This is a genomic window from Planktotalea arctica (genome assembly GCF_002105285.1).
GTDB classification, from domain to species: Bacteria; Pseudomonadota; Alphaproteobacteria; order Rhodobacterales; family Rhodobacteraceae; genus Planktotalea; species Planktotalea arctica.
The window spans coordinates 191,398-206,814 of sequence record NZ_MUHR01000005.1 but is presented as its reverse complement, the minus strand read 5'-3'; the positions used below and the strand labels follow the sequence as shown (position 1 = coordinate 206,814).

General features: G+C 58.4%; 9 protein-coding genes. 4 read left to right on the top strand and 5 right to left on the bottom strand.

Features of this window, described 5'->3' with window-relative positions; translation table 11 throughout:
• Positions 1–2: 2 nt before the first annotated feature.
• Positions 3–806 (bottom strand): metal ABC transporter ATP-binding protein, encoded by an 804-nt coding sequence (locus B9P63_RS05640; protein ID WP_085307583.1) that lies wholly within the window; start codon positions 804–806, stop codon positions 3–5.
• A gap of 3 nt (positions 807–809) precedes the next feature.
• Positions 810–1,769, bottom strand: coding sequence for a metal ABC transporter solute-binding protein, Zn/Mn family (locus tag B9P63_RS05635; protein WP_085307582.1), 960 nt, complete (start codon positions 1,767–1,769; stop codon positions 810–812).
• 188 nt (positions 1,770–1,957) lie between these two features.
• Here B9P63_RS05635 and deoC point away from each other — a divergent pair, with 188 nt between their 5' ends.
• Together deoC and B9P63_RS05625 are read left to right on the top strand one after the other, a co-directional pair.
• Positions 1,958–2,947 (top strand): deoxyribose-phosphate aldolase, encoded by a 990-nt coding sequence (gene deoC, locus B9P63_RS05630; RefSeq protein ID WP_085307883.1) that lies wholly within the window; start codon positions 1,958–1,960, stop codon positions 2,945–2,947.
• Between the two features lie 10 nt (positions 2,948–2,957).
• Entirely contained in the window at positions 2,958–5,285 is a 2,328-nt protein-coding gene (locus tag B9P63_RS05625) for an aldehyde dehydrogenase family protein (protein WP_085307581.1), read from the top strand.
• On the opposite strand, the gene B9P63_RS05620 is transcribed toward B9P63_RS05625, so the two are convergent.
• Positions 5,273–5,791, bottom strand: a complete 519-nt coding sequence (locus tag B9P63_RS05620; RefSeq protein WP_139816211.1) for a hypothetical protein — start codon at positions 5,789–5,791, stop codon at positions 5,273–5,275. The two genes, B9P63_RS05625 and B9P63_RS05620, sit on opposite strands and share 13 nt — an antisense overlap.
• Positions 5,792–5,938: 147 nt before the next feature.
• Between B9P63_RS05620 and B9P63_RS05615 the strand changes: the two genes are divergently transcribed.
• Both B9P63_RS05615 and B9P63_RS05610 read left to right on the top strand, forming a co-directional pair.
• Positions 5,939–6,508 carry a helix-turn-helix domain-containing protein gene (locus B9P63_RS05615; protein ID WP_085307579.1) on the top strand — a complete coding sequence of 190 codons (570 nt, stop codon included), beginning with the start codon at positions 5,939–5,941 and terminating at the stop codon, positions 6,506–6,508.
• Between the two features lie 167 nt (positions 6,509–6,675).
• The gene (locus B9P63_RS05610; protein WP_085307578.1) at positions 6,676–7,854 is read left to right on the top strand and encodes an acetyl-CoA C-acyltransferase family protein; all 1,179 of its coding nucleotides are present in this window, start codon (positions 6,676–6,678) and stop codon (positions 7,852–7,854) included.
• Here B9P63_RS05610 and pbpC read toward each other — a convergent pair.
• Together pbpC and B9P63_RS05600 are read right to left on the bottom strand one after the other, a co-directional pair.
• Positions 7,851–9,893: a penicillin-binding protein 1C gene (pbpC, locus tag B9P63_RS05605; protein WP_085307577.1), complete on the bottom strand. Its 2,043-nt coding sequence runs from the start codon at positions 9,891–9,893 to the stop codon at positions 7,851–7,853. The two genes, B9P63_RS05610 and pbpC, sit on opposite strands and share 4 nt — an antisense overlap.
• A gap of 3 nt (positions 9,894–9,896) precedes the next feature.
• The gene (locus B9P63_RS05600; protein WP_085307576.1) at positions 9,897–15,332 is read right to left on the bottom strand and encodes an alpha-2-macroglobulin family protein; all 5,436 of its coding nucleotides are present in this window, start codon (positions 15,330–15,332) and stop codon (positions 9,897–9,899) included.
• Positions 15,333–15,417: the final 85 nt, after the last annotated feature.

Genomic DNA, 15,417 nt, shown 5'->3' with positions numbered 1-15,417 from the left:
GCTTACGCGCCAAGCGCCGTTTGACCGAGCTGGCCTGTTGCAAGGCGACCGCCATAAGCCTCTTGCAGGGTCTGCGGCGTGAACGCCTCTTCAACCGTGCCTTCAGCGACGCGGGTGGTGTTGATCAGGAACACACGGTCAAAATAGTCCGCAACCGTACTTAGATCATGGTGAACGGCGACAACTGTTTTGCCCTCTGCGCGCAGGGATTTCAGCACGTCGATAATTGCCTTCTCCGTGGCGGCATCGACACCTGCAAACGGCTCATCCAGCAAATACAGATCAGCGTTCTGCGCTAGTGCACGCGCTAGGAAAACACGCTGCTGCTGACCGCCAGAAAGCTGCCCGATCTGACGGCTCGCAAAGTCCTGCATACCAACGCGCGCAAGGCAGTCCATTGCTTTGGCCTTGTGCGTGCCGCGCAAGCGACCCAAGAGGCCAAGTTCACGGTACAGACCCATGAGTACCACATCCAGAACGCGCGTCGGGAAGTCCCAATCAACGCTCGCGCGCTGGGGCACATAAGCGATGCGCGCGCGGGCATCCGCTACGGGCTGGCCGAACACAGTCGCTGTACCCGCCAGCGGTTTGATCACGCCCAGCGCGGCCTTGAGCAGTGTCGATTTACCAGCGCCGTTGGGGCCAATAATCGCTGTCATAGAGCCAACAGGCACGCTCATATCCACGGAAAAAACCGCAGGTTTCTGACCGTAACTCACAGTCATTCCACGGATTGCAAGCGCCGCGCCAGCATGTGCGTTCTGCAAGCGCGCTCCGTTCGATGTCGCCAGTTCAAGGGGTGTCATATCTTAAGATCCTACCGCCAATTTGCCATTCATACCACGCTCGGGCACAGTGCCGCCAAGAGCGCGCGCGATGGTTGTGATGTTGTGATCAATCATGCCGATATACGTGGACTCATACGTGCCATCAGCGCCCATCGCGTCAGAGAAGAGTTCCCCCCCGATGGAGACCGTATGATCCTGCACAGCCGCCCCCTCGATCAACGCACGAATGTTGCGATCAGAGACAGAGCTTTCAACAAAAGCCGCCCCAATCTTGCGCTCAACCAGCAAATCAACCAGCGTTGAAATACGGTTCAAACCTGCTTCGCTTTCCGTGGATATCCCTTGGATGCCGATGACTTCCATATCAAAGGCGCGGCCGAAATAGCCGAACGCGTCATGCGCCGTCAGTAAAACGCGCGATTGCGCAGGAACAGTTGCCAGCACCATTTTTCCATAGCTTTGCAGCGTGGTTAACTCTATTTCAAATGCAGTAAGGTTAATTACGAAATCAGCCGCCAGCTCAGGGCGCGCTTCGCTTAGAACACGGGCGATTTCGCGCGCCACATTGACCCAGAGGTCAGGCACCATCCACACATGCGGATCATAACGACCCTCATAGTCCGCATGGGAAATCAGCACATCACGCGGCATTGCTTCGGCCACCGGAACGGAAGTACGGCGACGCTCTAGCTTAACTAAGAAATCCTCCATCTGCGCTTCCAGATAAAGACCATGCCACAACACCAGATCCGCACGCGTCATCGCCGTGATGTCGCTGCGCGTTTGACGGTAAGCATGGGGGTCAACACCGGGGCCCATCAACGCCTTGACCGTGACATGCGCTCCGCCAATACGGCGCGCTGTGTCGGCAATCATGCCTGTCGTTGCGACGATGTTAAGGATGCCCGATGCCAACGCGAAACGCGGGGCAAACGCGCTTGCGGCAGTCAGGGCTAGGAAGTGTCGGCGACCGATGGTCATGGATTCTCCTCTGTGTTGAGATGAATATGAGAGTCATTCGCAAAAAGTCAATGCGTTTGCGACTTATTCGCAAGAAAGATCGCTAATTTCTGACTATCCGGTCAAATTAGCCATACTGATACCAAGCCATTACTTGCCAAGCCCCCGCGCGCATGGGACAGATTAAGCGCAGCTGGGAGAGTCCGCATATGTCTGTTGAAACCGCTCAAACCACCACGCATCTGCCCCAAACGGTAGAGCCGCGTAACCCCGGGATGGACCTTGATCTAAGTTGGGTACGTTCGGTTCAGGCCAATACATCCGCGATTGAGCGGCGTGCAAAAACCCTGCCCGGTCGGCGCAGCGTTAAGAAAGAATATCAGGCGGCATGGCTGATCCGCGCGATGCAATGTATCGACCTGACCACGCTATCGGGCGATGACACTGCCGAACGCGTGCGCCGGCTATGTGCCAAAGCGCGCGCTCCCTTGCGCCGTGATATCGCTGAAGCGCTTGGTGTCAGCAATCTGCAAACCGGAGCAATCTGCGTTTACCACGATATGATCGAAACTGCTGTTGATGCGCTCAAGGGCTCTGGCATCCCTGTCGCCGCCGTGTCCACCGGTTTTCCTGCGGGTCTGTCCCCCTTTCATCTGCGCATCGCAGAGATTGAAGAAAGCGTGAAAGCAGGCGCAGCCGAGATCGATATCGTGATTTCCCGCCGCCTTGTTCTGGCTGGCGATTGGCAAGCCCTTTACGATGAAATGCGCGCCTTTCGCGCCGCTTGCGGCGATGCCCACGTCAAGGCGATCCTTGCGACAGGCGAGCTGGGCACGCTGCGAAATGTCGCGCGCGCCTCGCTGGTGTGCATGATGGCGGGCGCTGATTTCATCAAGACCTCCACTGGCAAGGAATCGGTTAACGCGACTCTGCCTGTGTCCCTCGTTATGATACGCGCTATCCGCGATTATCATGAACGCACGGGCTACCGCGTTGGCTACAAACCCGCTGGCGGTATTTCCAAGGCCAAGGATGCACTCGTTTACCTTGCCCTGATGAAGGACGAACTCGGCGATCGCTGGTTGCAACCCGATCTGTTCCGCTTTGGCGCATCATCCCTTTTGAACGATATCGAACGCCAGCTAGAACACCACGTCACTGGCGCATATTCCGCCACATACCGTCACGCGCTTGCGTAAGGAGACACCCATGACAATTTCCGAACGCCTCGACAAAATGGACTACGGCCCCGCCCCTGAGGATGCCTCTGACGCACTGGCTTGGCTCGTGGATCAAGGTGATCGCTTTGGTCACTTCATTGACGGTGAATTCACTACTCCAATTGATGGCTTTGAGAGCCGCAATCCAGCCAACGGCAACGTGCTCGCGAACCTATCCCAAGCCAAGCAAAGCGATGTAGATCGCGCAGTCGCTGCTGCGCGCCGTGCGCAAGGCAAATGGGCGAAACTCGGCGGCGCAGGGCGTGCGCGCTACCTCTATGCGATTGCGCGGTTGATCCAAAAACATTCCCGCCTGTTCGCGGTTCTTGAAACGCTCGACAACGGCAAACCCATCCGCGAAAGCCGCGACATAGATATCCCGCTTGTGCACCGCCATTTCTACTATCATGCGGGCATGGCGCAGTTGATGGGCGACGAGTTACCAGATCGCGAAGCACTTGGCGTTTGCGGTCAGATCATCCCATGGAATTTCCCTCTGTTGATGCTGTCTTGGAAGATTGCGCCAGCGCTCGCCACGGGCAATACAGTGGTTCTGAAACCGGCGGAATACACATCGCTAACTGCGCTCTTGTTTGCGGACATCTGCCGCCAAGCAGGCGTACCCAAGGGTGTCGTTAACATCCTCACAGGCGATGGTGCCGTCGGCGAAATGATCGTTAACGCGGACGTCGATAAAATCGCCTTCACAGGCTCCACCGCCGTGGGTCGCCGCATCCGCGAGGCAACCGCTGGGTCGGGCAAATCCCTAACGCTAGAACTGGGCGGAAAATCCCCCTACATCGTTTTCGATGACGCCGATCTGGATAGCGCCGTCGAAGGACTGGTTGATGCAATCTGGTTCAATCAGGGCCAGGTCTGCTGCGCTGGATCGCGCCTCTTGGTTCAGGAAAGCGTGTCCGAGCGTTTTTATGCCAAGCTGCGCGCGCGCATGGATGGTCTGCGCATGGGCGACCCCTTAGACAAATGCATCGACGTTGGCGCAATCGTGGACCCAGTTCAGCTCGATCAGATCACCAAAATGGTTAACGCCAATACCGAAGGACAGATGCACCAGGCTAAGTGCGACATGCCCGAGGGCGGCTGTTTCTACCCCCCGACTTTGATCACTGGGCTGACCCCGTCTGCAACCCTGATGCAGGAAGAAATCTTTGGTCCCGTCTTGTGCGCTACGACGTTCCGCACCCCCGCAGAAGCGGTTCAAATCGCCAACAATACGCGCTACGGTTTGGCCGCAACGGTCTGGAGCGAAAACGTCAATCTCGCGCTCGATATCGCGCCGCAACTCGTCGCTGGCGTGGTCTGGATCAACGCCACCAACCTGTTCGATGCTGCTGCCCCCTTTGGCGGTGTGCGCGAAAGCGGATTTGGCCGCGAGGGTGGCTGGGAAGGCCTTGCCGCCTACACCAAACCCAAAGCAAAATGCAAAGCGCTGGCACAGATCGAACCGTTCACTGGCAATGACGCAAACACGGACCCGATTGATCGCACGGCCAAGCTCTATATCGGCGGCAAACAAGCACGCCCCGATAGCGGTTATTCCCAAGCCATCTACTCCAAGCAAAGCGCGAAACTTGGCGAAGTCCCGCTGTCCAATCGCAAGGATATCCGCAACGCGGTCGAGGCAGCACATGGCGCAAAAAGCTGGTCCAAAACCACAGGCCACCTGCGCGCGCAAATCCTCTATTACATCGCCGAAAACCTGTCCGCCCGTGCGGACGAATTAGCGAGACGCATCGACGCGATGACAGGCAAACGCACTGGCAAAGTGGAAGTCGAAAATAGCCTGAACGCGCTCTTTACCTACGCCGCATGGGCCGACAAATGGGATGGCTCTGCGCGCGGCGTTCCGATCAAGGGCATTGCGCTCGCGATGAACGAACCTGTCGGCGTGATCGGTGTGTTCTGCGCCGATGATACACCACTGTTGGGCACCGTTCACGCGATGGGATCGAACATGGCAATGGGGAACCGCTGCGTGCTGGTCGCGAGCGAGCCATACCCCCTAGCGGCGACCGATCTGATCCAAGTTCTAGAAACGTCCGATGTACCCGCAGGCGTCGTTAATGTCCTCACGGGCAGCCACACAGACCTCGCCCCGCACATGGCCGCACACAACGATATCGACGCGGTCTGGAGCTTTTCTTCCAGCGATCTTTCAGCCGTGATCGAACGTAAATCCATTGGCAATCTCAAGCGTACATGGGTCAACAATGCCCAGACTTCTACCCCGAGCCCGCGCGAGCATCTAAGCGCCGCGAGCGAGACGAAAACAATCTGGGTTCCCTACGGCGAATAGCGCTCCCAAGCAGGGGTCATCTGCGCAAGATGACCCCGATACGCCAGCAACAAGACACCACTGACGACCACGGCAGACACCGCACAAATCGTCTGGTTCAGGCCGATCATGTCAATCAACACACCCATCCCGAACGTGCCCAGCGTCGCCAGCCCCCAAAATGCCGTTTGATCCACCGCGATCAACACCCCGCGTTGCGCGTTCGGCGCATTATGCAGATACTTCCCGTACACCAGCGCCTTGCACAGTTTTACCCCGCCAAAACACACGATCAACGCACAAAGCATCCCGAAACTACCCACCTGCGTCAGCAACAACAGTCCCGCGCCATACAGCCCCCAGACCCAAAGCGCCGCCAGTCCGGGTTTCGTGATCCGCGCGGAGAGGCAAGAGGCCAGCGCCGTAATCGTCCCCGTCAGCTTCGCCAGATTATGCGCCGTCGCCGCCAAAAGCCCGTTCTCCTGCGCACACCTCGGCGTGGCTTCTGGAATTAACGTATCAATCACCCCAATGCCATAACCCGTATGCGCCAAAGAATTTACTGCGAAGGAAAGGCATAGGAGCCTCCAGTTTGACGCGACCTTTGTGGCGACTTAATCTCAATTTTAAGCAAACATATCGCCCTTTATCATAACCATGGAGCTCAAATTGTGATGAGCCGCGCAACACAGCCCATTATCGGCACACGCATGCGCGAACTTCGCAAAGCGAAAGGCATGACGCTCAAGCAACTTGCTGCTGCAACAGACCTCTCCATCGGCTATCTCAGCCAGTTGGAACGGCAGGATGCCGACCCCTCCGTGCGCGCGCTCAACATGATCGGCAAGGCGCTAGGCGTTGGTATCAGCTGGTTCTTTCCCGACCCGGACGAGGGAGATAACCCCGAGGCAGACATCGTGGTACGCGCCAATAAACGCCGCTCACTCAAGTTTGAATCAGGTGTGCGCGATGAACTCATCAGCCCCAACCTGTCGGGTCAACTAGAACTCATCCTCACCACATTCTCCCCCCACTCCAGCTCCGGCGACACGCTCTATTCGCACAAGGGTGAAGAAGGCGGTTATGTGGTCACAGGCACACTCGAGCTCACCGTCGAGGACAAAATCATGACCCTCCATCCTGGCGATGCCTTCCACTTCCTATCAAGTCGCCCCCACCGCTATGCCAACCCCGCGAACACGGAAACCTCCATCGTTTGGGCCATGACTCCGCCGCACTATTAACTCTTCTTCGGTCCTTAAATACCTCGGGGTTTGGGGCAGAGCCCCATTCCGCCTGCCCTTCAGGGCAGGCTAAACCTGCGCGCAGCACATTTTGACGTTCAGTTTCACCTGACAATCCAAAACTTCAAAAGCATACTCTACCAAACACCCCTAAACGGAGATTCCACATGCCTGATGATATCGTTATCCTAGACGGCGCACGCACGGCCATCGGCACATTCGGCGGCGCGCTTGCAACTACGCCCCCGATCGAACTTGCGGCCATCGCCAGCAAAGCCGCGCTGACCCGCTCAGGTGTTGATCCCAAACAAGTCGGCCACGTCGTCTTCGGCCACGTCATCAACACAGAACCACGCGATATGTATCTCTCTCGCGTGGCTGCCATTGACGCAGGTATCCCTGACACAGCCCCCGCGATGAACGTGAACCGCCTTTGCGGCTCCGGCGCGCAGGCGATTGTTTCCGCGGTGCAATCCCTCATGCTGGGCGATGCTGACTTTGCCCTCGCGGGCGGCGCAGAAAACATGTCCCGCTCCCCGTTCATCATGCCCGATCAACGCTGGGGTGCTAAGATGGGCGATACACGCTCGCTCGACATGATGCTCGGCGCGCTCAACTGCCCGTTCGGCACGGGTCACATGGGCGTCACAGCAGAAAATGTCGCGGCAGAGCACGATATCTCACGCCAAGCGCAAGACGCCTTCGCAATGGCCAGCCAAGAGCGGGCAGCCAACGCCATCACCAATGGCTATTTCGCCAGCCAGATCACCCCCGTGCAAGTCAAAATCAAACGCGACATGGTAGATTTCACGGTCGACGAGCACCCCAAAGCGACCTCCACAAAGGCGCTCGCAGGCCTACGCACGGTATTCCAGAAAGACGGCACAGTCACCGCTGGCAACGCATCGGGCATCAACGATGGCGCCGCTGCAATTGTTATGGCGACCGCCTCTGCCGCGTCCAAAGCCGGCCTCAAACCGCGCGCCCGTATTTTGGGCTACGCTCATGCTGGCGTGCGCCCCGAAGTCATGGGCATCGGTCCCGTCCGCGCCGTTCAAAACCTGCTTGCACGCACGGGGCTCAGCATCACCGATTTCGATGTGATTGAAAGTAACGAAGCCTTCGCCGCGCAGGCCCTTGCCGTAAACAAAGGCCTCGGCCTTGACCCCGCCAAGGTGAACCCCAACGGCGGTGCAATCGCGCTGGGTCATCCGGTCGGCGCAACCGGCGCTTTGATCACCGTCAAAGCCCTTTACGAGCTTGAACGCATCGGCGGTAAACGCGCGCTGATCACCATGTGCATCGGCGGCGGCCAAGGAATCGCAATCGCGATCGAGGCACTTTAATCTAGCCGGATGGTCGCGCGTGCTGCGCGGCCATCGCTATCAATCACCGATAGCTGCACAAACCCTTCGCCCAAGAGCGGCAGTTGCGCTTCCCGCGTTTGAACGCTGCGCAGGACGGGCGCACCGTTTGCCATCCACGTAAACGGCGGTCGTCCGTCACGCACCTTTACGACCAATCCAGCGTTGTTCAGCGCCAATCGTGCGCCATCCGGAGGAAAGGCCAATTTCGGCGCATCCGGCGCTGCCTGAAACACCGCACGTCGCCCAATGAAATGGCGCAGCGGTTGAGGCAAATCAGCAGTCTCTAACAAAAGTGTTTCAGGCGGTGGCGGGGGCAGCGGAACCGCTTCATCCGAGACCAATCCAACCAGCTCAAACAGGATTGGCGCAGCCAATTCACCGCCAAACGCACCTGGCACAGGCGTCCCGTCAGGTCGCCCGATCCAGACCCCCGCCACATAACGACCGTCAAACCCTATCGCCCAAGCATCGCGATGCCCGTAGGAGGTGCCCGTTTTATAAGCCAGCCGCATTTGCGCAGCCCCCGCTGGCGGCGCAAGGCCAGCAAGAATATGACTGACTTGCCAAGCCGACGCGCGGCTTATAAAATGTTCTGTATCGTCAATTCCAGACCCTAAACGCCAATTTAGGCTCCGCTTTTGACCCCCTTGCGCCAGCCCCGCATAGAACTGTACCAATCCCTCAAGCGATGTGCCAACACCGCCCAAAGCAACCGCCAATCCCGGCGCACCACCTGGTACTTTCGCACGGACCCCAGCCCGTTCCAGCCCTTGCATAAGGCGCGCGGGGCCAAGTTCTTCGGTCAACAGCACCACAGGGATATTCAGCGACAGGCGCAGCGCATCATCCACCCGCAATTCCCCGTGAAACGCGCCATCAAAATTTTGCGGCGCATAGTTACCAAAGGCGACCGGACGATCGTTGATAATCGTTGCGGGATGCGCCAAGCCCTGATCAAACGCCAGCCCGTAAACCAACGGTTTCAACGTCGAACCAGGCGAGCGCAGCGCACGGGTCATGTCGATAAACCCCTGCCGTCCCTCACGATCAGAATAGCCGCCCGACCCCACATGAGCCAGAATTTCACCGCTTTGGTGATCCGCCAAGATCATCGCAATCGACAAGTTCTCTGCCTTGCCCCGAACACTGGATGCGGCCAGTGTTTCAGCGCGCGCTTGCATCTGCGCGTCCAAGGTTAAGCGATGCACATCCAGATCAGGCATAGTGCTGCGCGCGCGGTCCGATAGGTGCGGTGCATAGGCTGGAAATGGTACTCTTTGCTCGGAAACAGGCTCTAAATGGGCTGTTCGGGCTTCTTCGCCGCTTACTGCGCCACTCTCGATCAGACGGTCCAGAACCACTTGGCGCGCCTTGATCGCGGCGCTCAGGTTCACGTCAGGGCGCCGCGTTTCAGGCGCTTGGGGCAGCGCGACCAGCAACGCGGCTTGTGCGGCCGTCAGACGCCTTGGCTCCTTGCCAAAGTAGCTGAGGCTCGCTGCGCGCACTCCTTCAATATTACCGCCATAGGGCGCTAGGGTCAGGTAGAGCCGCAGAATTTCATCCTTGCCCAAGACCTGTTCCAGCCGCAACGCCACGCGCATTTGACGCAACTTACCATGCCATGCCCCCGTTCCACTTTGCTCAAGCAAACGCGCGACCTGCATTGTCAAAGTAGATGCGCCAGAGACAACTTCCCCCTGTGTTAGAGCCTGCTTTCCAGCTCGCAGAACCGCCCAGCCATCAACACCGCCGTGTTGAAAAAACCGCTTATCCTCATAGGCGATTAACATTTCGACAAAGCGCGGATCAACCTGATCTGACGTGATGTTCAAGCGCCAGCGCCCATCCTCGACGGTATACGCCCGCAGCAGGATACCAGCGTGATCGCGCACTTCGTCAGAGGTCTCTGGCAAGAGGCCAGGCAGGTCGGTCGCCGCGACCCAGTCGTCCAACGCATCCCGCCCCAGCGCCGCAAGAAACAGCACCAGAACCAAAGCGAAAGGCGCAAAGCGGCGCATTGTTTACTCGGTCACAATCATCTGGCCCGTGCTCGAGCGCGCGCGATACTGCGGGCGATACATGTCCTCGACCGAGGCGGCGGGATGATGATACGTTCCCTGCGATACGGCTCGCACGATATAAGCGAGGCGGAAAGGATCGCTCCCGCGCGAATCCACCGCCGCCAGAAAGCGGTCAGAACGGAATTCGGAATGCTCCGCGCGCGCAGGTTTCAACCAGTCCAGCGTACGAATATCGCCGCCACGGATCAGGTTTGGATTATCAATCTCCAGCCCCGCAGGCAGCGGGTCATTCACCATAAGCCGCGATGCACCATCCTCGAACGGGGTCACGGTCAACACGGTGACGAGACGATCCCCTGTGCGCAAAGTCATGTCATTCACCGGCGCGCCGTCCATCGTGAAATATTCGCGCGTGATGCTGTAGCCATAACCCCCCGCATCCGGTGCAATTTCCGGGATGCCAAAGGTGCTAAGCGTGACATCCATCGCAGTGCTTGAGGTGTTGGTGATCTGCAAAGGCGCACCGCGAGCCTCAAATCGGCGGATCATCGGGCCAGTGTTCACCTCGCCATTAACCGTAAATCCGTTATCATTCGGATTCTCCGCCAAAGCATGTGCCGCGAGCAGCGCCCACGATGCTTCTTGGGTAGACATTGCGCGCCCCGCATTCGCGATTCGATCGGACAAAGCGGCGGTGTTAACCGTACTGCTACCCGCCTCGACCGCGAGCGTCAGAACACCCGCCGCATCGCGCAGGTTCGTGCCGAAATCAGAGCGCCATACACGCGCCTCTTCCCCCATGCGCGGGATCATCAGGCGCGCGGCCCGAGCGAACATCGCATCCGCGCGCGTTTGATCACCGTAGGACGCCAGCGCCGTACCCAGCTGCGCAGCGCCGAGCGGCGTGGTAAACGCATCGGCCTTCACATCTGCATAATAGCGCAAATCGCCCATAGACGCCGCCCCCTCGCGCGCGAGAACCATCAAGGAATAAGCAACGTCTTCCCCGCCCTCATCGAAGTCGGCAACGTAGTTAATGCGGTTGCGCAAATTATCCATCGCAATGCGGAAGGCGAGGGCTGGAACCTCATAGCCCTGCGCCTTGGCGCGCGACAGAAAATCACTGACGTAGGCATCGAGCCAGAACTCACCAGACGCAGGACGCCAGAGACCAAACGCGCCATTCGAGGATTGCCGTGTTAGGACTTGCGCGATGGCTTCATCGACACGCTTCTGCACCGTTTGCCGCTCATTCAGACCCATCACTTGAGCCACTTCATCGAAATACAAAAGCGGTAGCGCGCGTGATGTAATCTGCTCTGTGCAGCCGTAGGGATAGCGATCAAGCGCTTGCAATAGGCCCGGCGCATTTAGCTTGGCAAGTGGGCCAGCGGCGAGAACAGCAGAGCCTGTACCGCCTTTGAAACCTGCAAAAACGGCATCATCCAGCGTGAAAACCTCGCCCGCCGCAATGCTGACTTGGCGTACCTCGCTGACCTCGGGATCGTTGGCGCGCACGGGCAAAACAAGGGTCTGCACTAGCTGCTGTCCATCAGGCGTGGTCAACGCGATGCGCATAGTGTGATCACCCACGACCGCAGCGCTGATCGGTATTGTTAGAGTCTGTTTTTCCAGATCCCCAAGCGTCAGACCAGACGGGATCAGGGACGCATCCAGCACAACACCCAAGGCGGACACATCAAGCCCCATGCGACCACTCGGACCGCTCGCATGCACTATTTCCAAGAGCGCTGTTGATTGATCGCCGGGCGCTAAAAAGCGGGGCAAGGAGGCTGTGACAACCACAGGATCGCGCACCAAAACATCAGCTTCGGCTTGACCAACGCCTGTGTCAGACCATGCCACGGCCATCAGGCGAACCGTGCCATTGAAGGCAGGTATATTAAAGGAAACGTTGGCTTTTCCATCTGCGCCCACAGTGACGGGGCCAGAGAAATAGGCAACCAGCTCTTGCGTGGGGGGCGGGCTTTGCAAACGTAGACGCGAGGCCGCATCGCCGCCAGAGCGTACCTGCCCCATTGCGCCGTTCATCCCGTCGATCAGGCGGCCATAAACATCGCGCATTTCCATACCAAGGCGGCGTTGGCCAAAGTAATGATCGGACGGATCAGGGCTGTCAAAAGCCGTCAGATTAAGGATGCCCAGATCAACGGCGGCAATAGTCACGTAAGCTGTTTCGCCCGCGGAAATACCGCTTACATTTACGGCTACATCCAACGCTCCACGCGGCTGCGACGCCTCGGGCGCGTCAATAGAAACAGCGAGCTGACGCATCCCCGGATCAATCTTTGCGTAGGACAGTCCAAGTGCGCGCGCAGGGTTTTGGCCGGCTGCAACGTCCATCGGGCGGATCACGTTCGCAGTCACGTAAGCGCCCGCACCCCATTCATCGGTCACGCTAAGCGGGATCAGGTTTTCACCCTCCGTCACCTGCACCGTTTCCATATGGATCACACGGTTGGACATCACTGTAACCAGCGCAGTTCCCGCAAAGCGCGGCACAAGGCGAAGCTGCGCCGTATCGCCGCTTTTGTATCCCTCTTGGTCAAGCGAAAGCTCCAAAGTGTCGGGCGTGGAGGACACATCCGCAGGCGCATACCAACCTGCATAAAAATCACTAGACGCGGCTAGGTATTCACCGCCGACACGCTCCACAATCACCTCGTAGCGGCCCCATTCAACGGGCGCGTTGATGGTTAACGGTCCATCGCCAAGCGTGGCAACTTCGCTCTTAACACGTTTGCGCGTCGTGACAGGCTCCCAGTCCCAGTTGCCGTAGATTTGATACCACTGATAACGTGTCTCAACACGGTTAACGGTCCAGCGCACCTGCATTGGTTCGGGGCTTAGATCAGCGCCAATTGCGATCACTTGCAGTTGCGCTTCGGTCCCTTCGGGGACCACATCGTCGAACATCGGTTTGATCCCGATCATCGGACCATTCGGCGCAAGCGCTTGGGTGATTTGGCGCTCGACAGGGCGACCACTGCCTTCGGAAACACGGATCGTTGCGCGCAGTTCCAGGGGCACGCCAGACGCGCTCATCTCAGGCATTTCCAAACCAACAACCGCCGTCCCGCTTGCGTCGGTGCGACCCGTTTCAGACAGAAAGCGCGTGCGCGGGTTCACCGGCTCATCATAGCGGCCAAAACGATAGCTCTTGAAGCCATCAAGCTCGCGGATCGCACTTAACCGCACGGACCCTTCAATCGGCAAATCAGCCCCGGGCGCGCCAAACAAATAGCGCGCAGAAATGGTTAACGGCGGCGTGTCACCTTGACGGATCGGCGTGTTCGGGAGGGTCAGTTCAAAATCGATACGCTCTGGCAGAAAATCCTCGACCAGCAGCTTTTGAGAGGCAAGTGCAGGCGCATCTGGATCGGCCTTCATGTCCAGCGTCCATGTGCCGCGCGGCACTGTATTGCCCAAAGGTAGCGTGAAAACATGCCCCCCCGCGCTGTCATCCGCTGACAGAACACGCGTATATTCGACACCATCAGGGCGCGTCAGGATCGCCGTGATCGGCAGATTGCCCAGCGCTTTTGCCGTGCTATCACGCGCAAGGGCTGTTGCGTAAATTGTCTCGCCTGCGCGATACGCGCCGCGATCTGTGGTCAGGAATAAGTCAATCGGACCAGCGGGTTCGCGCCCTTCAACACCGCGATCGGATAGATCAAAAGCAGGCTCTGTCAAAGACATAAACGCCAGATCGTCCTCGCCTTGCTTGGCCAAAACCAGCGCAGGGGCGGCGCCGCCTGTACCGCGCGAAAGGCCCGCAGCAAAGCGCGCATAGCCGTCAGAATCGGTCAGCTCAACGCCCAAAACACGGTTAGAGCGGGACAGCAAAGTTACCTCGATCCCCTCCTTGGCGCGCGCATCGGACAGACCGCGCACAAAGGCATGCACCCCATCAACCCCCATAAGCGTGCTAAGGCCCAGATCAGAGAGGATAAACCACTGCGTCGCACCTGCATCATCGTAAATGCTAACACCCGGCACACGCGCGGTTAACGCGTAAAGACCCGCAGGCAGGTCCTTAACCAAGTCACCCATTGGCAAGCGCGTTGTCATGTCACTGTTCAGCGTGTTCTCGACTACACCTGTGCCGCTCCAGACATCCTCTCCAATGTCGCGCTTGAACATTTCGTCCTCATACTGGCTAAGCGGGCGACCGAACATGTCCTCCTGCATAGTACGCAGCACATTGCGATCACTGACGCGGCGCAACAGCAAATCGACCTTATCAAGGTTAACCGTTTCGAGCGGAATCGCAGCATCGGCAGCCTTAGGCAGCACATAAGCACGACCCGGGAAGCGCGCGGCAGCGGCGCGATCACCCACATAAAGCGTCAGGGGAACATCCTTAAACAAACTTTCACCGCTTGCCGCAGGCAGGCCAGCGCGGAAGGTCACTTGATAGCGCGCACCATGTTCAACGCCGTCGATGCACAATTGGCTTCCTTCAGCTTGCACCACAAGGCTCTGGCTGGGCAGTTTAACGAAAGGCGCGTAATCGACACCGACCTTAACCAAAGGTTCAGAAAATTCTGCGCAGATGCGTGGGGCGGCGGCATCCTTGTCAACGCGATGCTCCGTTATCCGGAATCCGTATTTGCCGATCGCCTTATCGAGGGCGGCTGCAATATCGTCTCGGGGCTGAATATCTTGCGCCAATCGCAGCGCGGGGACCATGTCGCGCCCGCGCCCAATCTGCTCCATCGCGTCGGCCATGATTTGTAGCACGCTCACCTGCGCGGCCGGGGTCACGGCGCGCAGATACGCATTGCTCGCCGCGTTCAACGCGCGCTGGCGATATTTGCGGTTTTCCGAACTGTTCGTGCCCGTCACCTCAAGCGCGAGACGCGCATATTCCGCCCACATATCGCTCGCGTCGCTTTGCGCCGTTGCCGCACCTTGCCAGTGCATCGCGCTCAGCAGGTTATTCTCGTTGCGCCGATCACGCACGGCGTCTAGCAGAACCTGAACGCTCCACTGCCCGCCGGGGTGCAATTTACCAAGCCCTTCGGCCTGCGCCAGAACCGCCGAATGATCGCTCTCGGACAAAAAGCCGAGCTCGCGCAGGCGCGCGGGTGCAGTGCTGAGAACGCCCGCGCTCGCACGGTAAACTTCGGCGGAAAGCGCCCCCTCGTAGGGCTGTTTTTCGCTCACGCCACTTTTAGGAAAACACGCATTGGAGCGCTCGTTAAAGGTAAATGCGGTGCACTGCGCATTGCTCAGGCAGGCGCGCTCGCACGCGTCGAGCGTCGTGTCGAAAAGGTTCGTCAGATCAGCGCCGAAAAAGTCGATGTCCTTGGAATAAACCAAGCGCTGCTCCGGGATTGACGCGGCGCTTTGGCCAAGCAAAGGGGCGGCGAGTGACAGGGCGAAAAGAGTGGCTGAAAAAACACGGCGCATTGAACGCTCCTTGAAATCAATATGTGCAGGGTGACACGCTGCGCGCTGTTTTGGCAAGTTTTCTGGTGGCTGGTTAAAGCTATCT